26 protein-coding genes and 1 other RNA gene are annotated in these 20,967 nt (G+C 58.1%); 11 read left to right on the forward strand and 16 right to left on the reverse strand.

Features of this window, described 5'->3' with window-relative positions; all coding sequences use genetic code 11:
- Positions 1–65: 65 nt before the first annotated feature.
- The 7 genes from AC2FI8_RS06180 to AC2FI8_RS06210 form a co-directional block, all read right to left on the reverse strand.
- Positions 66–1,154: a TFIIB-type zinc finger domain-containing protein gene (locus tag AC2FI8_RS06180; RefSeq protein ID WP_496777879.1), complete on the reverse strand. Its 1,089-nt coding sequence runs from the start codon at positions 1,152–1,154 to the stop codon at positions 66–68.
- The gene (locus tag AC2FI8_RS06185; protein WP_496777881.1) at positions 1,151–1,693 is read right to left on the reverse strand and encodes a hypothetical protein; all 543 of its coding nucleotides are present in this window, start codon (positions 1,691–1,693) and stop codon (positions 1,151–1,153) included. The genes AC2FI8_RS06180 and AC2FI8_RS06185 overlap by 4 nt, the downstream gene beginning before the upstream one ends.
- A 3-nt stretch (positions 1,694–1,696) precedes the next feature.
- Positions 1,697–2,845: an SPFH domain-containing protein gene (locus AC2FI8_RS06190; RefSeq protein WP_496777883.1), complete on the reverse strand. Its 1,149-nt coding sequence runs from the start codon at positions 2,843–2,845 to the stop codon at positions 1,697–1,699.
- A 21-nt stretch (positions 2,846–2,866) separates the two neighbouring features.
- Complete coding sequence (locus tag AC2FI8_RS06195) at positions 2,867–3,787, reverse strand: DUF2927 domain-containing protein (RefSeq protein WP_282119213.1); 921 nt, start codon at positions 3,785–3,787, stop codon at positions 2,867–2,869.
- Between the two features lie 49 nt (positions 3,788–3,836).
- The gene (locus AC2FI8_RS06200) at positions 3,837–5,027 is read right to left on the reverse strand and encodes a toxic anion resistance protein (RefSeq protein WP_058275612.1); all 1,191 of its coding nucleotides are present in this window, start codon (positions 5,025–5,027) and stop codon (positions 3,837–3,839) included.
- A gap of 30 nt (positions 5,028–5,057) precedes the next feature.
- Entirely contained in the window at positions 5,058–5,972 is a 915-nt protein-coding gene (locus AC2FI8_RS06205; RefSeq protein WP_496777885.1) for a 5-bromo-4-chloroindolyl phosphate hydrolysis family protein, read from the reverse strand.
- A 174-nt stretch (positions 5,973–6,146) separates the two neighbouring features.
- On the reverse strand, positions 6,147–6,956 hold the full coding sequence (locus tag AC2FI8_RS06210) for a pseudouridine synthase (protein WP_496777887.1): 810 nt from the start codon (positions 6,954–6,956) through the stop codon (positions 6,147–6,149).
- Between the two features lie 61 nt (positions 6,957–7,017).
- Here AC2FI8_RS06210 and AC2FI8_RS06215 point away from each other — a divergent pair, with 61 nt between their 5' ends.
- The gene (locus AC2FI8_RS06215) at positions 7,018–7,467 is read left to right on the forward strand and encodes a nucleoside deaminase (RefSeq protein WP_496777889.1); all 450 of its coding nucleotides are present in this window, start codon (positions 7,018–7,020) and stop codon (positions 7,465–7,467) included.
- Between the two features lie 2 nt (positions 7,468–7,469).
- On the opposite strand, the gene AC2FI8_RS06220 is transcribed toward AC2FI8_RS06215, so the two are convergent.
- Positions 7,470–8,162 (reverse strand): metal-dependent hydrolase, encoded by a 693-nt coding sequence (locus AC2FI8_RS06220; RefSeq protein ID WP_496777891.1) that lies wholly within the window; start codon positions 8,160–8,162, stop codon positions 7,470–7,472.
- Between the two features lie 60 nt (positions 8,163–8,222).
- Between AC2FI8_RS06220 and AC2FI8_RS06225 the strand changes: the two genes are divergently transcribed.
- Entirely contained in the window at positions 8,223–8,879 is a 657-nt protein-coding gene (locus tag AC2FI8_RS06225; protein WP_496777895.1) for a ceramidase domain-containing protein, read from the forward strand.
- On the opposite strand, the gene AC2FI8_RS06230 is transcribed toward AC2FI8_RS06225, so the two are convergent.
- The gene (locus tag AC2FI8_RS06230; protein ID WP_496724228.1) at positions 8,870–9,433 is read right to left on the reverse strand and encodes a DUF4202 domain-containing protein; all 564 of its coding nucleotides are present in this window, start codon (positions 9,431–9,433) and stop codon (positions 8,870–8,872) included. The genes AC2FI8_RS06225 and AC2FI8_RS06230 overlap by 10 nt on opposite strands.
- A 139-nt stretch (positions 9,434–9,572) precedes the next feature.
- On the reverse strand, positions 9,573–9,737 hold the full coding sequence (locus AC2FI8_RS06235; RefSeq protein WP_186437502.1) for a hypothetical protein: 165 nt from the start codon (positions 9,735–9,737) through the stop codon (positions 9,573–9,575).
- A 237-nt stretch (positions 9,738–9,974) separates the two neighbouring features.
- Here AC2FI8_RS06235 and gatC point away from each other — a divergent pair, with 237 nt between their 5' ends.
- The 5 genes from gatC to rnpB all read left to right on the forward strand — a co-directional run bounded on the left by gatC (position 9,975) and on the right by rnpB (position 13,675).
- On the forward strand, positions 9,975–10,262 hold the full coding sequence (gene gatC / locus AC2FI8_RS06240) for an Asp-tRNA(Asn)/Glu-tRNA(Gln) amidotransferase subunit GatC (protein ID WP_058275619.1): 288 nt from the start codon (positions 9,975–9,977) through the stop codon (positions 10,260–10,262).
- A gap of 3 nt (positions 10,263–10,265) precedes the next feature.
- Entirely contained in the window at positions 10,266–11,753 is a 1,488-nt protein-coding gene (gatA, locus tag AC2FI8_RS06245) for an Asp-tRNA(Asn)/Glu-tRNA(Gln) amidotransferase subunit GatA (RefSeq protein ID WP_496777898.1), read from the forward strand.
- A 40-nt stretch (positions 11,754–11,793) separates the two neighbouring features.
- The gene (locus tag AC2FI8_RS06250; protein WP_496777902.1) at positions 11,794–12,492 is read left to right on the forward strand and encodes a hypothetical protein; all 699 of its coding nucleotides are present in this window, start codon (positions 11,794–11,796) and stop codon (positions 12,490–12,492) included.
- The gene (locus AC2FI8_RS06255) at positions 12,449–13,153 is read left to right on the forward strand and encodes an N-acetylmuramoyl-L-alanine amidase (RefSeq protein ID WP_496767808.1); all 705 of its coding nucleotides are present in this window, start codon (positions 12,449–12,451) and stop codon (positions 13,151–13,153) included. The genes AC2FI8_RS06250 and AC2FI8_RS06255 overlap by 44 nt, the downstream gene beginning before the upstream one ends.
- 122 nt (positions 13,154–13,275) lie before the next feature.
- Positions 13,276–13,675: RNase P RNA component class A (rnpB, locus tag AC2FI8_RS06260), an RNA gene on the forward strand.
- Between the two features lie 8 nt (positions 13,676–13,683).
- Here the strand turns inward: rnpB and AC2FI8_RS06265 are convergent.
- From AC2FI8_RS06265 to AC2FI8_RS06275, 3 genes are all read right to left on the reverse strand, one after another.
- Complete coding sequence (locus tag AC2FI8_RS06265; protein WP_496777905.1) at positions 13,684–14,016, reverse strand: GYD domain-containing protein; 333 nt, start codon at positions 14,014–14,016, stop codon at positions 13,684–13,686.
- A 68-nt stretch (positions 14,017–14,084) separates the two neighbouring features.
- Complete coding sequence (locus AC2FI8_RS06270; protein WP_496777907.1) at positions 14,085–14,927, reverse strand: DUF2182 domain-containing protein; 843 nt, start codon at positions 14,925–14,927, stop codon at positions 14,085–14,087.
- A gap of 13 nt (positions 14,928–14,940) precedes the next feature.
- Positions 14,941–15,576, reverse strand: coding sequence for a DUF1326 domain-containing protein (locus AC2FI8_RS06275; protein ID WP_108859367.1), 636 nt, complete (start codon positions 15,574–15,576; stop codon positions 14,941–14,943).
- 316 nt (positions 15,577–15,892) lie between these two features.
- Between AC2FI8_RS06275 and AC2FI8_RS06280 the strand changes: the two genes are divergently transcribed.
- The 3 genes from AC2FI8_RS06280 to AC2FI8_RS06290 all read left to right on the forward strand — a co-directional run bounded on the left by AC2FI8_RS06280 (position 15,893) and on the right by AC2FI8_RS06290 (position 17,607).
- Positions 15,893–16,597: a DUF533 domain-containing protein gene (locus AC2FI8_RS06280; protein ID WP_496767812.1), complete on the forward strand. Its 705-nt coding sequence runs from the start codon at positions 15,893–15,895 to the stop codon at positions 16,595–16,597.
- Between the two features lie 126 nt (positions 16,598–16,723).
- Positions 16,724–16,891 (forward strand): 50S ribosomal protein L33, encoded by a 168-nt coding sequence (gene rpmG / locus AC2FI8_RS06285; RefSeq protein ID WP_007799108.1) that lies wholly within the window; start codon positions 16,724–16,726, stop codon positions 16,889–16,891.
- 209 nt (positions 16,892–17,100) lie between these two features.
- Positions 17,101–17,607 carry a hypothetical protein gene (locus AC2FI8_RS06290; RefSeq protein WP_496767814.1) on the forward strand — a complete coding sequence of 169 codons (507 nt, stop codon included), beginning with the start codon at positions 17,101–17,103 and terminating at the stop codon, positions 17,605–17,607.
- A gap of 173 nt (positions 17,608–17,780) precedes the next feature.
- On the opposite strand, the gene AC2FI8_RS06295 is transcribed toward AC2FI8_RS06290, so the two are convergent.
- A complete protein-coding gene (locus AC2FI8_RS06295; RefSeq protein WP_058275627.1) occupies positions 17,781–18,557 on the reverse strand; it encodes a Bax inhibitor-1/YccA family protein in 777 nt (258 codons plus the stop codon).
- Between the two features lie 181 nt (positions 18,558–18,738).
- On the reverse strand, positions 18,739–18,948 hold the full coding sequence (locus tag AC2FI8_RS06300) for a DUF1127 domain-containing protein (protein WP_496767816.1): 210 nt from the start codon (positions 18,946–18,948) through the stop codon (positions 18,739–18,741).
- A 127-nt stretch (positions 18,949–19,075) separates the two neighbouring features.
- Here AC2FI8_RS06300 and AC2FI8_RS06305 point away from each other — a divergent pair, with 127 nt between their 5' ends.
- Complete coding sequence (locus AC2FI8_RS06305; protein WP_496738107.1) at positions 19,076–19,957, forward strand: LysR family transcriptional regulator; 882 nt, start codon at positions 19,076–19,078, stop codon at positions 19,955–19,957.
- 7 nt (positions 19,958–19,964) lie between these two features.
- Here AC2FI8_RS06305 and AC2FI8_RS06310 read toward each other — a convergent pair whose 3' ends face one another.
- Complete coding sequence (locus tag AC2FI8_RS06310; protein ID WP_496777910.1) at positions 19,965–20,921, reverse strand: NADPH:quinone oxidoreductase family protein; 957 nt, start codon at positions 20,919–20,921, stop codon at positions 19,965–19,967.
- Between the last annotated feature and the right edge of the window lie 46 nt (positions 20,922–20,967).

Here is a 20,967-nt window from a genome sequence, read left to right on the forward strand (position 1 = left end):
GGCGTCAGGCTCAGCGATGTTCAAGCGGTTAAACCGCCAAAATTGCACGCGAACGCGACGCGGTTCTATTGCTGACCCGTTGCCATCATGTACCCAACACCCGCCGCGACCAGCAGGCCGAGGACAACAGCGATCGTGATCTTGATGGCTGACCACGGGCGTTCACCCTGAACGCGCCCCGTTCTGCCATTCACAACGAAACGATAGGTCTGCCCCCGGTATTTGTACGCGGCCAGCCAGACGGGCAGTAATATGTGCTTGAAGGTCACATCCCGCACGTCAGTGTCGATTGCGTGAATGCGCTGTCGGTCGCCACCGATATCGAACCGAACATCCCGTTCGATCACGCGGGCCATATGCGCGCGGGCTTCAGTGTAACCATCCTGCAGATCGACAGTATATGCTTCTGCCCGGAAACCGGCCAGATACTCGGGCTGATAAGGTTCAAGCGCCGGTAGATCCCAAGGCTCAAGCGCGTCAGTATACGCTTTGGGCAAGGACTGGGACGCCAGCACCAGAACATCGTCAAAGAACCTAGCAACCAGGCCGGATTTTGGGGACCAACGCACTTTTGCGACCTGTTGTTGCACGCGCTTGCCGTCACGCATGACGGTTCGGGTCTCGTAATACACCGTGCCCCGCTCGCCGCGATAAGCTGACTTGGTATCCGCGTCGAAAGTCCAGTAGGGGACGTAAATCCCCTGCATCTTGCGACCTTTGCGGGCGTAATCCTTCAACCCGTTGGGCGCGAACCACAACTTGCCAAGCCAGCTCGACATCGCCTTATGAGCCGACCGTTCATCCAGAGCAAAGGGCAACACGCCTTTTGGCTTGATATGCCGGTTAACTCCCGTCTCCGTGACTACCGGAGTGGCACAGAACGGGCATTCGGCCGCATGGGTGTTCGGGTCAAACTCGACCTCAGCTGCGCAGTTCGGGCAGGACAGAACCCGCGTTTCCTCGATTTCCGCGTCTGGCAGCTTGTTCGCCAGCGCCGCGTTAAAATCCAGTTCTTTCAGGCTGGCACCGCCCCACGGTCCGGCACCTATGGATTCCGAATGCCCGCAATGATCGCAGGTCAGGGTCCCGTCGCCCGGATTGAACCGATAGTCCGAGCCGCATTGCTCGCAGGGAAAGCGGTGTTCTTCAGTCATTGCTTGACCTCGGCTGGCTGAACGGGCTTTCCAGGGCCGATGATTGCGCGGATCACGACAGCCGCAAAGATGCAAGTCACTATAAACAAAAGGGAATTATGCGCCAGAACTTGCCATCCATAAGGCGTCAGTATGCCATCAACAGATCGCACGAAATCGCCACCCCCGATTTGAGAATCGAATTTATCGTTGTGCGATTGATGCCATCCTCTTAGCCGACCGATTGCAATACTCAGCAGGACAAGACCTGTGCTGATCGCTCCCCCCCAATAAGCTGCCCGGAAAAAAGTAACCGGCTTGCGCATCATCGTGCGCAGGGCGGGTGCGACGAAAATCCATGCAATCAGAAAAGCCGAGGGTACACCAAATAAAGTCAATAACTGAAATAGAGACCACAGAGTGGCGTCCCATCTGCTTTGGAAAAGATCAAAAAGCATCGGCGCGCCAATCACGCAAAACCACCCGAGAATTGCACTCAAATTGACGGCGCGCCTGATCCCTCTTTGCGAATAGGCAGATATGTCGGCGTTTGCCGTCACCGATTACGCCCCCGGCGGAGGCGGCGGCAGGATGGTAAACAGCTGCGCAAGCTCCTGCACGTCGCCCGCTTTTTTCCAGCCGTCCTGACCGGCGGTCCAGACATGGGTGTCGCGGGTGATCTCACCATCAGTCGCCATGCGGCCCATCTTGGCCTTGGAAAACGGGCCGCTGGTCTGCCCATCCACGGCGATATGCCAGACATGCTCGACCGGCGGAGGAGGGGGCGGTGCCGCATGCGCCGCTGGTTGCGGGGCAGCGGGGGCGGAACCGCCCCACGGTCCGCTTGGTTGACCCGCTGCCATGTTTGCCATCTGGTTGGCCATCGCCATGCCCATGCCCATGCCAAGACCCGCACCCATGCCTCCACCTTGTCCGGGGTTGTTGGCGGCTGCAGTCATCGCCTCGGCGGCGGAATACTGGGTGAACTTGCCCAGATCGCCTGCCAATCCCATCGACGTCCGCTTGTCCAACGCAGCCTCGACCGCAGGCGGTAGCGAGATGTTCTCGATGTAGAACTCCGGCATTTCAAGCCCGTACCCTTCCAGCACGGGCGAGACCTCGGCCGCGATCAGTTTGCCCAGATCGGCGGTGTTGGCGGCCATGTCCAGCACCGGAATGCCCGATCCTGCGATAACGCGGCTGAACTCCTGCACGATGATGTTACGGATCTGAAAGCTGATCTCATCCATGGTGAATTCACCATCGGTGCCAACGATTTCAATCAGGAACTTCGCCGGGTCCTTGACCCGGACTGTGTAGGTGCCAAAGGCGCGGATACGGGTCGGTCCGAATTCCGGGTCGCGCAGCATGATCGGGTTCTTGGTGCCCCATTTCAGATCATTGAAACGCGTCGTGTTGACGAAATAGATCTCGGACTTGAAGGGTGATTGAAATCCATGATCCCAATGCTGCAGCGTCGTCAGGATCGGCATGTTGTTGGTCTCAAGCATATAAAGACCGGGCGTAAACACGTCTGCCAGTTGTCCCTCGTGCACGAATACCGCTGCCTGTCCTTCGCGCACCGTCAGTTTGGCGCCGTACTTGATAGCATGTCCTTCACGCTCGAACCGCCAGACCATGGTGTCACGGGTGTCGTCGACCCAGTGAATGACGTCGATAAACTCTCCGGTCAGAAAATCGAAAATACCCATTGGGGTCTCCTTTCCTTGGGCTCAGAGCTGCTGGCCCATCAATTCGCGAGCAATAATCCGGACCACCGGGCGGGCGTCCTCGGCTGTCACACCGGGCTCAAGTCGGGGATCATAAAGCATTGTCAGAAGTTTTTCGTCATGGCTGGTCAACAGCGCAAACTCGTCATTGTCATTGAAAATCGAAGGCCGTGCCGCCGGGCTGTCATTGGACAATCCAAGCCCCTGCGCAATTTCCTCGTGGATGCAGCTGCGCCGGGTGAGGTCTGGCAGTTCAGCCCGGATGAGCGTGACAGCCCGCACAAATTTATACGGTGAGGTATTGGTCGGAGACGCAAAAACAAGGCAGTCAATATTGGCACGCGGGTTTGCTACCAAATCCAGTGAAGGCGTGCTGATACCGGGAATCAGCTGTTTCAGGCGTTTCACCACATAGGCGCTGTCATCTTTGCCTGCAAAGAAGACATGGAAATTGGCCTTGCGATTGACGACCGAGATTGGATGATCCGTCAATTTGCTCAGCCGTTCCGCAAATGCCTCGACGTCGGCGGAGTCTTTTGCGCGTATCTCGGGTGCCACAGACGGGGCGAACTCGGTCTGAATTCGCACAGGTCCCGCCCACCGGCTAAGCTGCCCGTCCGTTCGCCGAATGCGCGTGGTTACAGCGTGATCGGGGTATTCGCTGTAAAAGGCAATAGCCTCGAAATTACGGGCCAGATCATCGGCATCATAGGGTGTGTCGGGGCCACCTCCATCCACGCGCAACATGTCGCGGGTCAGCAGGTCTCGTTCGACCCGCTGATAGAACCGGGCCAGATCTTGACTTGCCGCAGACGGGGGAACATAAGCATTAGGTGCCGGTGCAGGTGCAACCGGGCGCGGTTGCGGCACGACGGACGACGTCAGCGCCTCATCGCAATTGGCCAGCGCCAACAGCGCCACCATACCCAACAGAGGTTTCAGATATCCCGGCACTTGCACGCCCAGCCTGCCTTTAGCTCGAAACCGCAGTTCCAGCGTTGTCGCCGACGCCGTCTTTGCGCGCCTTGGCAGAGGCAAGGGTGTCGCGTAGCTCGGTCTCCATCTTCTGCAGCTCCTGTTCGGCTGCGGCGCGTTTGGCCTTGCCTTCGTCAGCAATTGCAAGGCTTTCGTTGATCGTACCGATCAGGTCAGCATTGGCTTGCTTGACCGCCTCGATATCAAACACACCGCGTTCCATTTCCTCGCGGATCATCTTGTTCGACTCACGCAGGTTCGCCGCGTTCGAGGTCAGCAGCTCATTCGTCAGGTCATTCGCATCACGCACGGCCGCGGCCGCCTCGGCGCTACGCTGGATGGTGACGGCCTGCGCCAGTTGCGTTTCCCACAGAGGCACGGTGTTGACGAGCGTCGAGTTGATCTTGGTCACCAGCGACTTGTCGTTTTCCTGCACCAACCGGATCGAGGGCAGCGATTGCATCGTTACCTGTCGCGTCAGCTTCAGATCGTGAACACGCCGTTCCAGATCATCCCGCGCTGCGCGCAGGTCACGCAGCTCTTGCGCTTTCATGACTTGTTGGTCTTCGGGAGCTGCCTGAACTTCGGCTTCTTTTTCGGGGATGTTCTGGCTGTCCAGCTCGGTCAGCTTTTCTTCACCTGCTGCGATATACAGCGCAAGCTCGTCATAGAAGCCCAGCGTTTTTTCGTACAACAGGTCCAGCGACTTGATGTCTTTCAGTAGCGTATGTTCGTGGCCCAGCAAGTCGTCGGTGATCCTGTCGATCTGCCCCTGAACATCTTCAAACTTGGCGGTAAATTGGGCAAAAGGCGCAGCCTTGCCCAACAGCTTTTCCCACCAGCTGCGTTCGCGCCGGACGTCCAACTCGCTGACTGAAAATCCGCGGATCGTCGTCACGATATTGCGCAGACTGTCCCCGGCAGGTCCGACATCTTTGTTGCGGACATCCGCCAACATGGCCTGGCTGATTTCCTGCAATTCCGCCTGGGCAGACGACCCGAACGCGACGATGGAATTGGTATTATCCATGTCGATCTCATCCATGCGCTTGCGGATTTCGGCGCTGACAGGTTCGTCGGCCTCTTCAAGCAAGACGATTTCGGCGGTCGGGTCGGGCAGGGTGACAGCGGTCACTTCCTGCACCAGCGTTTCAGCCTCGACCGCCTTGTTCTTGATGTCATCGGACATGGGGGTAATCCTCTCTCAAATTGTGGCCGGTCAGTCCAACCGGACGCCTTCGCGTTGCAGCCTTTCGCGCAACACATCAATTTCAACCGTCAGATCACTGCGGTCGTCCAAAAGCAACTTGCGGGTGCGCGCCGCAAAATTCTGTTCAAGATCATCCAGGAGGGACGAATAATCCTCCAGCGCCTGCGTGTCGCGTGTTCGGGCGTACACGTCGGCGAATTTGACCGTCGCGTCACGCGCGCCCTTTAAGTAAACGGTCAGGTATTTTCGCGCACCGGCCAGATCGCGCGGGTCTTCCTCGACCGTGCGGAACAGTTCGCGGGCGGTATCCTGAAACCGTTCAACCCGGGCCTCGATCTTTCGGTCGCCCGCACGTTTGATGGCGTCGGTCATCTCGGACAGGTGCGTTTCGGCGTCTTCAACTACGCGGGCAACGCGGTCTTGCTGAAAGGTGTCGATGCCCTCCATACCCTTGTCTTTCATCGGATCAATTCCGAATGAGGCTGAGTGGAGGGCACCAGCTACCAAGCCGAACAGGATCGGCGCAATAAGGCTAGCCTCGGACGCTGTAGCCGCATCCAGAAATTCTGTGCGGTATGCGGCCAACCCGATCCCAAGCCCGGTCAGGAGACTGGAGAATATTTTTCTGGGAAACGCCGGGCGACGGGCGGTGCGCCGGGCATTATAGGCAGACTCGGCCCGCAATCCTTCACGCAAGAGGAATGCCGCGCCGGTCAAAACGCCGGCTGCAATCAGCCCGATTGTCATGCCAACTGCGCCGTCGTTCAGTGACAGGAACACCAAAGGGATCGCGGGCAAGAACAAAAGGTTGGCGCGGGCGCCAGCAGGTTCGACGCGTGCGCCGTCAAACTGGCCACGCGGGTTTTGGTCTGGCTGTGCCGAGTCGCCTTGAGGGCTGTATTTTCCGCCATACCGTTTGGTCATGCGCTCACAAGCCCCCTAGCAGGCCAGTGCACACGCCAAGCATTAGTGCCAACAGCACAACATAGGCTAATTTTTGCACTCCGGTCCCGGACATGGCGCCCCCCAAGTATGCCCCTTGGGGAAATCTAGGCCATGAGAGGCCGTGGCGCTAGGGGGAAGGTTGCCTAACCTGCGTCACTTGCGAGGTTTCTTGCCGATTTGGGGGCGTTTTCGCTGTGGTCGCGCGGGTCGTTTGGTCGGTGCTTCGGGCTCGGCTTCCAGACCCAGCTGATCCCGCATGACCCGACGCCGTATCTCTTCGACCTCACCGGGTTTCAGGCTTCCCAGTTGGAACGGACCGTAAGATACGCGCAGCAGTCGGTTCACTGCAAAGCCAATATCTTCTATCGCGCGCCGAATTTCGCGGTTCTTGCCTTCGCGCAGACCGATGGTCAGCCACGCATTCGCGCCTTGCTGGCGGTCAAGCGTGACAGTCATGGGTTGAAAACGCTCACCTTCGATCACCAAGCCCTTGCGCAAGGGTTCGAAATCCTCGTCCTTGGGGCGGCCATTTACACGCACGCGGTATTTGCGCAGCCATCCTGTTGCGGGCAGTTCCAGCTTGCGCTTGATGCCGCCATCATTTGTTAACAGCAGCAACCCTTCCGAGTTCAGGTCCAACCGCCCGACACTCATGACCCGGGGCATATCCTCGGGCAGTTTGTCAAAAATGGTCGCGCGCCCCTTTTCGTCACGTGTCGTTGTCACCAGGCCCGACGGCTTGTGATACAGCCACAGGCGCGACGGTTCCGGTTCCGACACCGGTTTGCCGTCGACAAAGATCTTGTCCTTGGCGGTGACGTTCAGCGCGGGGCTGTCGATGGTCTTGCCGTTTACACTCACACGACCTGCTTCGATCATGCGTTCAGCTTCGCGGCGCGAGGCAACGCCTGCGCGGGCAAGGACTTTGGCGATCCGGTCGCCGGGAGGAGGGGTTTTGGTCATCCGCAGCCCATAGCGCATCCCGGCCGCTTGCGAAAGACAGGTTTCTGTTGCAGTCAGAGGCATGGTGTTCAGATCGCATATGGATATGGCGTTGGTTGAAGCGCGCGCTGCGGCGGATCGTGGTGAAGTACCTGTGGGCGCTGTTATTGCCGGCCCCGATGGCGTGATCGTGGCCTCTGCGGGTAACCGAACACGAGAGCTGAATGATCCCACCGCCCATGCCGAGATACTGGCCCTGCGTGCTGCATGCGCCGCAGCCGGATCCGAACGTCTGCCCGATCACGATCTATATGTGACGTTAGAGCCTTGCGCGATGTGCGCGGCGGCATTGGCGGCGGCGCGTATCCGGCGCATCTATTACGGGGCTGCCGATCCGAAATCTGGCGGCGTTGACCATGGCGCGCGGGTTTTTACCCATACACAAGCGCACCACGTGCCAGAGGTTTACGACGGCATCCGAGGGCAGGAGGCCGCCGAGCTTCTGAAAAAGTTCTTCGCCGCACGGCGTTGACCCTAAATGGTAATCGCCTTCATCACCTCGGGTTCGATGACATCGACCCCCGGCAACCCATCGATCAGCGCCTGAGCTGATTGTTCGAGGATCGGGAAGGTCGTGTAGTGGCAGGGAATCACGGTCTTGAAATTGAAATACCGCTTGGCCGCATATGCCGCGCCCTTCATGTCCATCGTGAAGTGACCGCCTGCCGACAGGATCCCGATATCGGGTTTGTAGTAATCCCCCATCCAATCCATATCGGCCATGATGTCGGTATCGCCCGCTACATACAGCATGTGCCCTTCCGAGGCGATCATGAACCCGACCTCGCTGCCGCCGGTGCGCAACCCGTCAGGTGTTGAAAATGTCGAGCTGTGAGAGGCTGGCACCATCGACACTTTGACGCCGTTCAGGTTCACGGTACCGCCCTTGTTGTAGCCGATAGTTTCCAGCCCTTCGGACTCGCTCCAAAACCCCATCAGGTCGTATTGTCCGACCACGGGGACGTTCAGGTGCTTGGCCAGCGATACGACATCGGCGACGTGATCGAAATGTGTATGCGTCAGAAGGATATGAGTCGCCCCATTTAGCGCGTCATCATGCTGTTCCTCGGACAAGACCGGGTTGCCAGTCAGCCAGGGGTCGATCAGCAGAACCTGCCCGCCGGTTTCGATGCGGAAACTGCCGTGTCCCAGCCAAATGATGTTCATGAATTCATCCTCCCAAAACAAACTGTTGGCATTAACTTAGCATCGGCTATGTAAAAGTTCATGGACTGGTTTCAGGAAATTGATGGCTATTGCGAGCGCTTGTCGCCCGCCTATTGGGCCGAGCCGATAAACGCGGTGACAAACGCGGCGTTTCTGATTGCGGCTTTTGTCATGTGGCGGCGCGTGCGCGGGCAGGGGATGCCGCTGGCGATGCTGTTGGTGGCCATTCTGACTGCCATCGGGCTTGGCAGCTACCTGTTCCATACGCACGCGCAGGTCTGGGCCGCCATGGCGGATGTTCTGCCGATTTTGCTGTACATTCTGGTCTACATTTTCGCGATCAACCGGGACGTCTGGCACATGCGGCCGCTTACGGCCGGGATCGTGACGGCGCTGTTTATTCCCTATGCCGCAGCTACGGTGCCCTTGTTCCAGCTTGTGCCGGGACTGGGTGGGTCAGCAGCCTATTCCCCGGTGCCGTTGCTGATCTTGATCTATGCGTTTCTTTTACGCCGCCGGGTGCCGGACACCGCCCGTGGTCTGGCCATCGGGGCGATGATCCTGATCGCATCGATCACCTTTCGTGCGCTGGACGAACCCATATGTGGGCAGATCCCATTGGGCACGCATTTCATGTGGCACATCCTGAATGCCCTCATGCTGGGCTGGATGATCGAGGTGTATCGTAGGCACCTGACCCGCGCGGCTCAGGCCTGAAACGCTGCGGCCAGCTCCGCGGGTAAGTCAAATTCGGACAGCACGCGTGCACGGCCTTGATCCGACATCTTGCGCGCGGTTTTCTCGACAATGCTTTGGATTTTCTCGGCTGAGTGCTTTTTGGCAAACGGAGCGAAATACCATTTGAGGAAAACAAAGCAGATGACATCCTCCAGCGCCTGCACCTCGTCGTCACGCTTGATGCCCTGTTTGCGCAGCATCCGGCCAGCAGATTCGATATCCTCGGCAGAGTAGCCGTTCCGTTCCATAAGCCCCATCACGACCTCGGCGTGATGGACGCCCTGCGCCTTGCGCCAGGCCAGATATCCGGCACGACCTTCGGGGTATTCACTGCGCGCGAGCTTCCACCGCTCCACATGCTGACCTCGTGCGGCTATCTGCAACGGGTCAGAGGCGTCTGGGAACAACCTGTCCAACTCAGCGCTCATGCGCTGGCCATAAAGCAGTTCAGCGGGCTGGCCGTCTTCGAGGTTGGGGTCGTGTGAGTTGGCCGCATCAATTGCGTCCAGAACAGCTTGCTTGCGCGCGTTCATCTTCCGCTCCGTTGGCTTGCCGGGTCTGCAGGGCAGGCCGGCGGGTTACTGTGGACCACCGTAGCGATACGCCGCGCGGAACGCAGCAGGCAATTGTCGGGCCGGGGCATTTGGACCCGACCCGGTTTTGCGGGCTAAATTACTTGCCCGGTTTGTTCTGATCCTGGGTGACAGGTTCCGACACCTGATCGGGGAAAATCAGGCTGCGGGTCAGGGTGTCCATGCTTGGGCCAAAAGCGCCCGCCTGAGCTTGCGCAGCAAGAACCGTAGTGGCCAGTACAAAGGCAGTCATGAACGTTTTCATCGTTTTTCTCCATATAAGGCTGTGCCGTGTCATATGAAATGAACAGTTCAGTTCAGTATTTCAAGATGTGAAGTGAACTAATCGGTTCATTTTTTTACTTAGGGGTATTCAGAAATGAATGATCGGACAGGATTTATGGACCTTTGCCGTGCGCTCAAGGGTGGATCAGCGCCTTGGCGCTCTTGCGACCCGGCGACCAGACAGGTAAATGCCCCCTAACGCATATGAGGATATCCGATGTCGATTGACCAAAGCAACGCCGCCAAGGTGGCCAAACTGGCCCGGATCAAGGTCGAGGATGACGCGCTGCCTGCGCTGGCATCCGAATTCAACACCATCCTTGGCTTCATCGAACAACTCAACGAGGTTGATGTCGAAGGTGTCGAACCGATGGTTTCGGTCGAGCCGATGCGCCTGAAACGCCGCGAGGATGTGGTCACTGACGGCAACCAGCAAGACAAGGTTCTGGCCAATGCCCCTGATGCGCGCGAAGGGTTCTTCGCTGTTCCCAAAGTTGTGGAGTAAGACATGAGCGATCTGAACAAACTGGGCCTGGCCGAAGCGCGCGACGCACTGCGCGCTGGCGACGTAACCTCTGTCGAGCTGACCGAATCCTGCCTGAAGGCGATCGATGACGCCGACGCTCTGAACGCTTTTGTCCACAAGACGCCCGAAATCGCGCTGGAACGCGCCAAGGCGGCGGATGAGCGGATCAAAGCAGGCGATGCGCCGTCGATGTGCGGCCTGCCGATCGGCATCAAGGATCTGTTCTGCACCAAAGGCGTACCGTCGCAGGCGGCTTCTAAAATCCTCGAAGGTTTCAAGCCCGAATACGAATCTACTGTGTCTCAGCAATTGGCAGATTCTGGGGCGGTTATGCTGGGCAAGCTGAACATGGACGAATTCGCCATGGGCTCGTCCAACGAAACATCCGTGTATGGCAATGCGGTCAGCCCATGGCGCCGCGGCAACGACGATGCGCAACTAACACCCGGTGGCTCGTCCGGTGGTTCGGCCTCGGCCGTCGCGGCAGATCTTTGTCTGGCCGCCACCGGTACCGATACAGGTGGTTCGATCCGCCAGCCCGCTGCGTTTGTTGGCATTACCGGCATCAAGCCGACCTATGGTCGTTGCTCGCGCTGGGGCATCGTGGCATTTGCTTCGTCGTTGGATCAGGCCGGGCCGATGACCAAGAACGTGCGCGACGCGGCGATCATGCTCGAAACGATGTGTGGTCACGACCCGAAGGATTCCACCAGCACCGAACTGGCCGTGCCGAATTTTGAGGCGATGCTGACCGGCGATATCAAAGGCAAGAAGATCGGTATCCCCAAAGAATACCGCATGGACGGTATGCCTGCCGAGATCGAAAAGCTGTGGGCCGATGGCGCCGAAATGCTGAAAGCTGCGGGTGCTGAGATCGTCGACATTTCGCTACCGCACACCAAATACGCGCTGCCTGCGTATTACGTGATTGCACCGGCTGAGGCGTCCTCGAACCTCGCCCGCTACGACGGTGTCCGCTATGGCCGCCGCGCGCAGTTGGCACAGGGCGACGGCATCACCGAGATGTACGAAAAGACCCGTGCCGAAGGCTTCGGCCACGAAGTGCAGCGCCGTGTCATGATCGGTACTTATGTGCTGTCAGCGGGGTTCTACGATGCATATTACAACCGCGCCCGTAAGGTGCGGACACTGATCAAGAGAGACTTCGAAGATGTCTTCGCCGCAGGGATCGACGCAATCCTGACGCCTGCTACCCCGTCGGCGTCCTTTGGTCTGGGCGAGATGACCGAGGCGGACCCGGTGCAGATGTACCTCAACGACGTCTTTACCGTGACAGTGAACCTTGCCGGTTTGCCCGGTATCTCAATTCCCGCAGGTTTGGACCAACAGGGTTTGCCGCTGGGTCTGCAACTGATCGGCCGCCCGTGGGAAGAAGGCGATTTGCTGAACACAGCTTATGCGTTGGAAAGTGCCGCCGGATTTGTGGCCAAGCCGGGCAAATGGTGGTAATCCTCGGATCAGGCAAGACCAGCTAAAACGGAGCAGCTGAATGCGCTTTACGCTTCTGATCCCCGCAATCGGGCTTGTGGCCGCCTGTAACACGGTGGCCCCGGTCCAGGGTACAGGATTTAACACGCCTCAATATCAGGCGCAGCGCGAGGCGGCGCTAGCCGGACAGGGCTATACCGGCAACCCATTGACTGGCCCTGCTGAGGTTTCAGAACAACAACTGGGCGCACCCGGTAGCACTCCGACCGGGGATAACGCTGATATCGCGTCGGCAACGGCGGCTGCATTGGCCAACACTTCGGGGCAAAGCACGTTGACGCAAGCCCCGCTGTCCGCCGCCAGTAACAATGCGATCTCCGACGAACAGGATTTCGCGGCTGTATCAGGCCGTCGCACGATCGAAAACGACGCGGCCCTGATTCAACAGAACCGCCAGACCTACGAAGTCGTCACACCAACTGCTGTTCCGCAGCGCGGATCGGACGGCCAGCCCAATATCGTGCAATACGCTCTAAGCACCTCAAATCCCGTCGGCACGCAGCTATACAGTCGCGCTGGCTTTAACCTCGAAGCCAAGGCTCAACGGAACTGCGCCAAGTTCCCGTCGCCCGACCAGGCTCAGATCGAGTTTCTGTCCAATGGTGGCCCGCAGCGGGACCGCAACGGGCTGGACCCCGATGGGGATGGATACGCTTGTGGCTGGGATCCCAGTGCCTTCCGCAGTGCCGTCAACAACTGACGCATTGGCGCCGATCTGGCACCCATCGCCCAACTTCGGGCCGCGTAGGGACGGGCTGAAGCCGTCCCTGATCGTTTTGCACTATACGGCAATGAACAGCGCGCAAGAGGCGCTGGACAGGCTATGCGATCCCGTCCACGAAGTTTCGGCGCACTACCTGATAGGTGGTGACGGAACACTCTGGCAGTTGGTGCGGGAAGGGGACCGCGCCTGGCACGCAGGGGCTGGCGAGTGGCACAGTCAGAGCGACATCAACTCCCGTTCGATCGGCATCGAACTGGACAACACCGGCATACACCCGTTCTCAGAACCGCAAATGCAACGGTTGGAGAAATTGTTGCATAAGATCATGCACCGTTGGACCATCCAGCCAAACGGCGTTATCGGCCATTCCGACATGGCACCCGGGCGAAAATTCGATCCGGGCCCACGATTTGACTGGCTGCGGCTGGAACGCAACGCGCTGGCCGCATCACGCGAACAAGGCGATGGTCGACAAGATGCCCCACAGGACCGATTTCGTACCCTAGCTCAAGCGGCCGGATTCAGTGCTGAAGTAGACGACGAAACCCTCCTGAGTGCCGTTCGTCTGCGATATCGCCCCTGGGGCAAAGGGCCATTGCGGCCAGCCGACTTCGCGCCCTTGACCCCACAATCCTGATCCGCTCTTCAACGGGCAAAAATATCCCGGGGTTGAATTGGCCGCAGGCCCAGAAGGGGCTGGCCCCTTCGCACGCTCTCCACTCTTGACGCGGCTTGGCACAAGGCATACCCACCGCTTGCGCGGAGGGCCGGATGGCCGCTGGGGTCGCAAGGCCCGAGAGGAAAGTCCGGACTCCACAAGACAACGGTGCCGGGTAACGCCCGGGCGGGGCAACCCGACGGAAAGCGCCACAGAAATCAAACCGCCCCGGACTTAGGTCCGAGGTAAGGGTGAAACGGTGGGGTAAGAGCCCACCGCGCCGCTGGCAACAGTGGCGGCACGGCAAGCCCCACCGGGAGCAATGCCAAATAGGGTCCCCGCGCGGGCAGGTCGGCGTCAGCCGAAACCGCCGCTAGGCACGTCCTGGCCAAGAGGGACCGGGTTGGCAGCTTGAGCCGCGCAGCAATGCACGGCCTAGAGGAATGGTCATCGAAGGGGGCAACCCCGGAACAAGATCCGGCTTACAGGCCCTCCGCGCATAACTCTGTTCACTTACCGGGCGGCGTGTAAGCCCCGGTCAGTTTGGCGGCCTTCTTGGTAATGGCGGCAAAGTCCTTCGCCTTCCAGGCGCGTACTGTTTCGACGTTTGATACTGCACCTGAGGCCGCAACGGCCATTCCAATTGCTACTGCGTCAGTGCCATCCGGAACTTCGCTTATGACCACCACGTCATTTTCGCCGGTTGTCATGTAAAAAGCCAAAAGCTTGCCGCCGACTTTTTTCAGCAACGCCCGGACGGCCGCCGTGCGGTCTGCAGGCTTCTTCAGCATTCCTTTGACGCCATCCTGGGAGTAGGTCGCATAAGTGATGAAAATTGGCATAAGTCTTCTCCTTGATTCAATGGTTTGGAACGCTGAAATTGGCCGGTTCCGCGGCCTGGAAACGGGATCTAAAAAATACTCACAATGGCGTCCAAGGCGACCCAGAAACCCACTGCAATCAGAGCCAAGCCGGTCAAAGTGGGCAACCAGCGTGCGCCCGGCAGCAGCTTTTCCAAAGCCACGTATATGGCAATTCCGGCAATCCAGTACAGATTCATGATCCCGCCTACGAACAGCAGGGCCATCAAGGCCCAGCAACAGCCCAGACAATACAGCCCATGCAACGCGCCGGTTCGGAATGCACCAAACGCGCCGGGTTTGTGATGGACGGCAATGAACCGGGCGGGGCTTTGACAATGCCGCAGACAGGCGGTCTTGAGGTCCGACAGCTGGTACACGCCTGCCGCAATCAGGACGCAGCCAGCAAATGCTTTAGACCGGATGGTCATCATTGGGCCATCGGACAGCCCGATGCTTTCCAGTCCCCATTGCAACCCCGTCGCAGCAAGGCTGAACAAAGCCCAGGCGATCAGGTAGCCTGCGAGAAAGCAAAAACTGAACTGCGCGGCCTTGTCACGTTCGGGGCCCGCACGCTTTATCGCCGAATACAGTAAGACCGCAGGTGCGGCACTGGGGGTCATCATTGCGATCATCATGACCCACCACATCAGAAAGATCAGCGTTGCATATTGCAGGTCCCAAAGGGGCACTACGCCCATTTGCATGGGCTCTCCGATCGGGCCCGCCATCGTGGTCATTTCGGTGGCCGTCATGTTCATGCCGATCCCGGCGACGGTGTACCAGACTGCAACCAGAACAATCAGCGACACACCGGACAGCACGATGACCCGCTCGCGCCGCATAAGCCGCTCGACCGCCCCGGTGCGGGGCGGTGTGGGATGGGATGTCATGATGACCCCCGGATCAGGCGCCCAGGACACCGTGGCCCGAAATGTTCAGGTGGGCCAGATGAGCGTGCGTCGCGTCAAAGGTCAGGCTGATTTCACCGCCATGTGTCTTGGCCGAGCCCGAGGCAGCCTCGGCGTGTCGGTATTCAAACCCGTTTGGCAGCTGAATTGACGCCCGGTGCGCCGCACCCGACACGATATGTGGAATCGGGCTGACCTCGACATCGAAGACGCCATTCACCTTTGCAAACCCGGTGCGCTCGTCGCGGTCCCAGTTCAGCTCGATCGGAACGAAAAGCGTTTCATGTTTGGTCGGAGCCATAGCGCTATAGACATACCAGAAGGTTGCCATTTCATCGGTATCTTCACCGGTCATGATGGCTTGCAGGGCCGCGCGCTGATCAGCGCTGGCGCTGGCATCTATGATCAGTTGCATCTGACCGTTGCCCTCATGGATCGGGCCAGGCCAATAGTACACCCCAGCCGCCCTTACGCCCGCCAGGTCGGTGTCCCCATAGTGACCGCTTTCGATGTCGAATACGACGACGGCTTCGCAATTGCCATGTGTTGGAAGTACGCTGAACTGGCAAGGACAACCGAAGTTGCAGTTACAGTTGGCCAGCTCTTCGCCCTTAATAGTCCATTCAGTCATGATGCCCCCTAAACAAAATCAATCGTGCAAACCCTGCTTGCACGGTTGCTTGCCTGTTCATGGTGCCTCGAAGATCGAGCCGGAAATTGGCTTCTTTGGATTGTAGATGGCGCGGTTACTATCACAAATTCGAATTTCTGACAAATTAGACATGCACTTGTATAGGAATACGCCTGTTACATGTTCACTTGCTTAAACGAAGCCACCATTGGTCAGCTTTGCGCTAGCGTTAGGGCATCTGCTTAATCCGTGGATTATTGAGTCGCAGATATCTGCTATATTGCAAAAACGCATTTTTAATATTGGGAGGATTGTTATGAGTTTCATGAAGGCACTGGCTTCGGTCGCAGTTGGATTTGCTGCAGCAAAAGGCATGGAAAAGTACAAGCAAATGGGCGGTATGGCCGGTCTTCAAGATATGATGCAGGGCGCCGGGGGCGGCTTTGGCATGGATCAACTGGGCAAGATGGCAGAACAGTTCGGGATGCCGGGGGGTGCCGGTGGGCTGCAAGAGATGATTGGAAAGCTTGGCATGGCCAATCCGGCAGGGGCCGCAGGTCTTGGTGGGCTGATGAATGCCATGCAGGGGGCAGCAAAGTCAGGCAGCCAGCAGACCGTCGACATGATGGACACGGTGTTCAAAGGCACACCCGGGGGCGCGGCGATGGAGGAGCAAGCCAAGCTGATGCTGCGCGCGATGATCCAGGCGGCCAAGGCGGACGGAGAGCTAGACGAGCAAGAGAAGGAAACCATTCTGGGCGAATTGGGTGATGACATCAGCGATGAAGAACGCGCCTTTGTCCAGGATCAGTTGAATGGCCCGATTGATGTGATCGGATTGGCTGCTGATTCCGGCGCGCCACTGAAAACGCAGGTCTATGCGACGTCTCTGGCGGCGATTCGTCTGGATAATCAGCGCGAGGCATCTTACCTCGTGCAACTGGCCACTGCGCTGGGATTATCCGATGCTGAACGCGACCAGATACACACGTATATGGGTGCGCCAACCCTTTCGACCTAAGCCTGATCCCCAAACCGGAGGACATGTGCCTGATTGCCCTTGACACGAGCCGTGCAAGGCGTAAAAGCGCACGCTCATAGGAATTCAACCGAAAGGCCCCTGCCTTTTCGGACGCAGGAGATAACCATGGCGAAGCCGACGACAATCAAGATCCGTCTGAACTCGACCGCGGGCACGGGCCACTTCTACGTGACCAAAAAGAACGCTCGCACCATGACCGAGAAAATGACCGTTCGTAAATACGACCCGGTTGTTCGGAAACATGTCGAGTACAAGGAAGGCAAGATTAAGTAATCTGCCGTCCAACTTGGACAGAATGGAAAAGGGTTTCGCTGATGCGGAACCCTTTTTCTTTGTGCATGCGGCTGGGTGAAATGTCCTGGATCGGGAATTGGCCGTTGCAGTGACGCATCAGCGTAACGCCCATTCGGTTGGGCGCCGGGTTGCTTTTTGGAACCCCTTGGCCATACGCTTCAGCAAATCGTTCCAAAATGTTGGTCGCCATGAAAAAAATCTTGTTATCCACAATTGCCGTATTCGCCCTTGCGGCTTGTGAAGACCCCTATAACCGCTCGGGTGTTGGCTTCACGGGCATCGATGGTGAGCCGCGGACCCTCTCGGATGTTCCGGGTGCGGTCTCGTTCCTTCCCGACGCCACGAATATTCCGGCGGAATTGGCTTTGTTGCCATCCATCCCGGTCGTAACGGATCAGACCGAGGCGGAAAAAGTAGCCCGCGTCGCGATCGACAATGGCGGACGCAGCGACACAAACTCAGTTGTTCTGACCGGTTCGGACATGAACATGTTCTTAAGCACAGTCAGCGTGAACGGCACTTTGTTCGGAGTGCTTCGGACCGAAAACAACAGCACCCGCGTGGACAACAACGTCGGCGCAGCCTTTGGCCAAAATGCCGAACAGTTTACCGGGTGCCTGCCTGCGGGTGACGTGTTCCGCAAGGGGTCGTCGTCGCGCAGCTCGGGTTTTGCGGTTGCTCTGAACTGCAGCTGATCGAACCAAAAAGATACAACTAAAGAAAGCCTCCACCGTGTGGGTGGAGGCTTTCTTTGTTCTTAACGTCACAAGTTTGCGCCGCCTGTTTGCTATCTCGGGATGCCATGCAGCGAGGCAAACAAAAAAGGCGGGCCAATCTGGCCCGCCTTTGAAATCGAATTCCGTCTGTCTTATTCGCGGTTGCCGAACAGCTGCAGAAGGAACATGAACATGTTGATAAAGTCCAGATACAGGCTCAGCGCGCCCATGATTGCGGCTTTACCCAACCACTCCTGGTCGCCCGAATGGGCCATCTGCAGGTAGGTGGTTTTGATCTTCTGGGTGTCATAGGCGGTCAGACCAGCAAAGATCAGAACGCCGATCACCGAGATCGCGTACATCATCGCGGGTGACTGCAGGAAGATGTTTACAACCATCGCCACGATCAGGCCAATAAGACCCATGATCAGGAATGTACCCATTCCAGACAGGTCTTTCTTGGTGACGTAGCCGTACAAGGACAGTCCTGCGAAAGCGATCGACGTGATCAGGAACACCTGAATGATCGACATGCCGGTAAAGGCAATGAAAATCCAGCTGATCGACAGGCCCATCACCGCTGCGAATGCATAGAACACCAGCTGTGCAGCTGCGGCGGACAAGCGGTTGATACCGGCGCTAAAGCCAAAGATGAACGCCAGCGGTGCAAACATGATCACCCAGCGTAGCGGCGAGGTATAGATCGCGGCACCCAGCGACGTCAGATAGGTGCCCGAGCTGATTTGCCCCGCTGCGGCCGATGGGTCGGTTGTGGTTGCAAGTCCGGAAATGGCCCAGGCAGCCATGAATGTAATCAGCATGCCCACAGACATCGTGCCGTAGACTTTGTTCATATGGGCGCGTAGGCCCTCGTCAATCTGGGCAGCGCGCGCACCGGTCGCCGTCCGGATCGTGTCAAATTGTGCCATTAAGGGTCTCCCTTTGCATATTTCTTGTCGGACCAATGGAATTGGCCCCGTTCCCCGCAAATATCGGCAAGTGCGGGCTGTGTTTCAAGGGTTTAACGCCCGAAACTGGCTAAAACACGCAACAAAAATGGCAGCCCGACGGTTCGCGCTGCCATTCACCGAGAAAAGGTGCAGTGTCGAATCACTTTTGCCAGAACTCCGGCGCATCCCAAATGGATCGTGACGCCTCGGCTTCGGCCTGTTGGCGGGTGACGCCGATGTCTTCCAGAGCGCGATCATCAAGTCTGGCAAGCGTTTGACGCTGACGCAGAAGAGAGAGGGCATCCCGAAGCGAGGACAACAAAGAGCGACGCTGCGGTTTGCAGTGCTGTTTGATTGCAATTTGGGTCATATTTATTGTCCTTTCTCTGTTTCATGATGGATAACCGTCTTTCCATCAACTTCCTTGATTTATATGGCGCAACATGTCACATTTTGAAAATGAATATTTATGAAGAGATACATAAGGATTTGTGAACATGCGAAATCTGGATATCACCACGCTCCGTTCCTTCGTTGCCGTTGCTGACCAGGGTGGCGTCACAAGGGCCGCCGGATTTCTGCATCTGACGCAATCCGCCGTGTCGATGCAGTTGAAGCGGTTGGAAGAGCTGCTGGGCCTTGAATTGTTGGACCGTAGTGGGCGCACAATTGCGTTGACTGCATCCGGTGAACAGCTGCTGGCCTATGCCCGGCGCATGATCGCGCTGAATGACGAAGTAATCTCAAAGCTCACGGATCAGGCCTATGAAGGCGAGGTCGTTCTGGGCGTTCCACATGACATCGTCTACCCGGCCATCCCGCGGGTCTTGCAGCGTTTCAATGCTGACTTCCCGCGGGTTCGGGTGCAGCTGATTTCGTCATATTCACTTCAGCTGAAAGAAATGTTCAAACGCGGCGAGTGCGATCTGATCCTGACAACCGAAGCCTCAGCCAGTGATGGATCTGAGACCGTCGCTGAGTTGCCCTTGCGGTGGATTGGGGCGCCGGGCGGGTCAGCATGGCGTAAGAATCCGATTCCATTGGCCGTTGGACGGCGGTGCGCGTTCCGGCCCCAGATGATCTCGGCCCTCGATGCGGAAGGTATCCCGTGGGAACTGTCGGTCGAAACAGAAAACGACCGCACGATCGAGGCGACAGTCAGCGCGGATCTGGCTGTTCACGCGATGCTGGACGGGACCGAACCCGCACATCTTGAACAGATCGATACCGGAGGGGCTTTGCCGGAACTGCCGGCCCACATGATCAATCTGTATGGGGGCGAGACCGGGCGCGGCGCTGTCGTCGAATCGCTGGCCGCGCTGGTGCGTCAGAATTTTCGTATGCTGGGCAGTGCCCCGCTCAAGGCTGTGGTGGGGTAAGCGCCCGTCAGGGGGTAATAACTACTTTGCCGGTGGCCACGCGGTCGCGCAGCAGTTGCATGCCTTTGTCGGCCTCGGCCAGTGGAAGAACGTGGCTGATATGCGGCTTGATCCGCCCTTCGGCGAGCCAGCCGAACAGCGTGTCAAAGCTGTCCTGTACAATCTGCGGTCGGAATCTCAGATAGCCGCCGATGTAAAACCCAATCACAGTCAGGTTTTTTACCAACAGATGGTTGGCCGGAATTTGGGGAACGTCGCCGCCCGCAAACCCGATGGGCAACAGACGGCCTTCGGGGTTGGTTGCCCGGAACGCGGCTTTGAAGACATCCCCTCCGACAGCGTCATAGACGACATCCGCGCCGCCCAGTTCCTTGACGCGTGCGCGCAGGTCTTCCGAGGCGTCGATCAGGTGATCCGCACCAGCCGCGCGGGCCACATCCAGTTTTTCCTGCCCACGCGCATGGGCAATTACCGTCGCGCCCATCAGCTTGCCGATTTCGACGGCGGTAAGTCCAACCCCACCTGCGGCACCGGTCACCAAAAGGGTCTCGCCCGGCCGGAGATGCGCCCGATGATCAAGGGCGATGTGGCTGGTGCCGTAAGCGATCTGAATGGCCGCGGCACTTTCAAAGCTGATTGCATCGGGCAGGGGAATCGCGCGACTCGCATCAAAAACGCCATATTCCGCCAGTCCGCCCTGACCGGAATAAACGGCCACACGGTCCCCGACATTCAAGCGCGTAACACCGTTACCCAGCTTGTCGACAACACCCGCAACTTCCATACCCAGCGTGAACGGAGCCTCGGGCGTGTCCTGATACGTACCCTTCTGCATCAGCAAGTCGGCAAAATTCAATCCGCAGGCCTTGATCGCGATGCGTACTTGCCCGGTGCCGGGTTCGGGAAGGTCAATATCAGCCAATTGGGCGGCGCTTCCCTGGGATTGTATCGTGAATGCCTGCATGATCGCGCTCCGTAATTTTGGGGCATAGATTCTTTTCATCCAGGGT

The sequence above is a fragment of the Ruegeria sp. CDSB029 genome, assembly GCF_059611125.1.

Coding starts and splice junctions, on each gene's coding strand:
- AC2FI8_RS06275 (WP_108859367.1), bottom strand. CDS start 15,576: ATGACTGAATGGACTATTAAGGGCGAAGAGCTGGCCAACTGTAACTGC.
- AC2FI8_RS06290 (WP_496767814.1), top strand. CDS start 17,101: ATGAAAAAAATCTTGTTATCCACAATTGCCGTATTCGCCCTTGCGGCT.
- AC2FI8_RS06250 (WP_496777902.1), top strand. CDS start 11,794: ATGCGCTTTACGCTTCTGATCCCCGCAATCGGGCTTGTGGCCGCCTGT.
- AC2FI8_RS06235 (WP_186437502.1), bottom strand. CDS start 9,737: ATGAAAACGTTCATGACTGCCTTTGTACTGGCCACTACGGTTCTTGCT.
- AC2FI8_RS06295 (WP_058275627.1), bottom strand. CDS start 18,557: ATGGCACAATTTGACACGATCCGGACGGCGACCGGTGCGCGCGCTGCC.
- rpmG (WP_007799108.1), top strand. CDS start 16,724: ATGGCGAAGCCGACGACAATCAAGATCCGTCTGAACTCGACCGCGGGC.
- AC2FI8_RS06225 (WP_496777895.1), top strand. CDS start 8,223: ATGGACTGGTTTCAGGAAATTGATGGCTATTGCGAGCGCTTGTCGCCC.
- AC2FI8_RS06210 (WP_496777887.1), bottom strand. CDS start 6,956: ATGACCAAAACCCCTCCTCCCGGCGACCGGATCGCCAAAGTCCTTGCC.
- AC2FI8_RS06280 (WP_496767812.1), top strand. CDS start 15,893: ATGAGTTTCATGAAGGCACTGGCTTCGGTCGCAGTTGGATTTGCTGCA.
- AC2FI8_RS06220 (WP_496777891.1), bottom strand. CDS start 8,162: ATGAACATCATTTGGCTGGGACACGGCAGTTTCCGCATCGAAACCGGC.
- AC2FI8_RS06190 (WP_496777883.1), bottom strand. CDS start 2,845: ATGGGTATTTTCGATTTTCTGACCGGAGAGTTTATCGACGTCATTCAC.
- AC2FI8_RS06205 (WP_496777885.1), bottom strand. CDS start 5,972: ATGACCAAACGGTATGGCGGAAAATACAGCCCTCAAGGCGACTCGGCA.
- AC2FI8_RS06200 (WP_058275612.1), bottom strand. CDS start 5,027: ATGTCCGATGACATCAAGAACAAGGCGGTCGAGGCTGAAACGCTGGTG.
- AC2FI8_RS06300 (WP_496767816.1), bottom strand. CDS start 18,948: ATGACCCAAATTGCAATCAAACAGCACTGCAAACCGCAGCGTCGCTCT.
- AC2FI8_RS06305 (WP_496738107.1), top strand. CDS start 19,076: ATGCGAAATCTGGATATCACCACGCTCCGTTCCTTCGTTGCCGTTGCT.
- AC2FI8_RS06195 (WP_282119213.1), bottom strand. CDS start 3,787: ATGGTGGCGCTGTTGGCGCTGGCCAATTGCGATGAGGCGCTGACGTCG.
- AC2FI8_RS06310 (WP_496777910.1), bottom strand. CDS start 20,921: ATGCAGGCATTCACGATACAATCCCAGGGAAGCGCCGCCCAATTGGCT.
- AC2FI8_RS06265 (WP_496777905.1), bottom strand. CDS start 14,016: ATGCCAATTTTCATCACTTATGCGACCTACTCCCAGGATGGCGTCAAA.
- AC2FI8_RS06230 (WP_496724228.1), bottom strand. CDS start 9,433: ATGAACGCGCGCAAGCAAGCTGTTCTGGACGCAATTGATGCGGCCAAC.
- AC2FI8_RS06270 (WP_496777907.1), bottom strand. CDS start 14,927: ATGACATCCCATCCCACACCGCCCCGCACCGGGGCGGTCGAGCGGCTT.
- gatA (WP_496777898.1), top strand. CDS start 10,266: ATGAGCGATCTGAACAAACTGGGCCTGGCCGAAGCGCGCGACGCACTG.
- gatC (WP_058275619.1), top strand. CDS start 9,975: ATGTCGATTGACCAAAGCAACGCCGCCAAGGTGGCCAAACTGGCCCGG.
- AC2FI8_RS06215 (WP_496777889.1), top strand. CDS start 7,018: ATGGTGTTCAGATCGCATATGGATATGGCGTTGGTTGAAGCGCGCGCT.
- AC2FI8_RS06180 (WP_496777879.1), bottom strand. CDS start 1,154: ATGACTGAAGAACACCGCTTTCCCTGCGAGCAATGCGGCTCGGACTAT.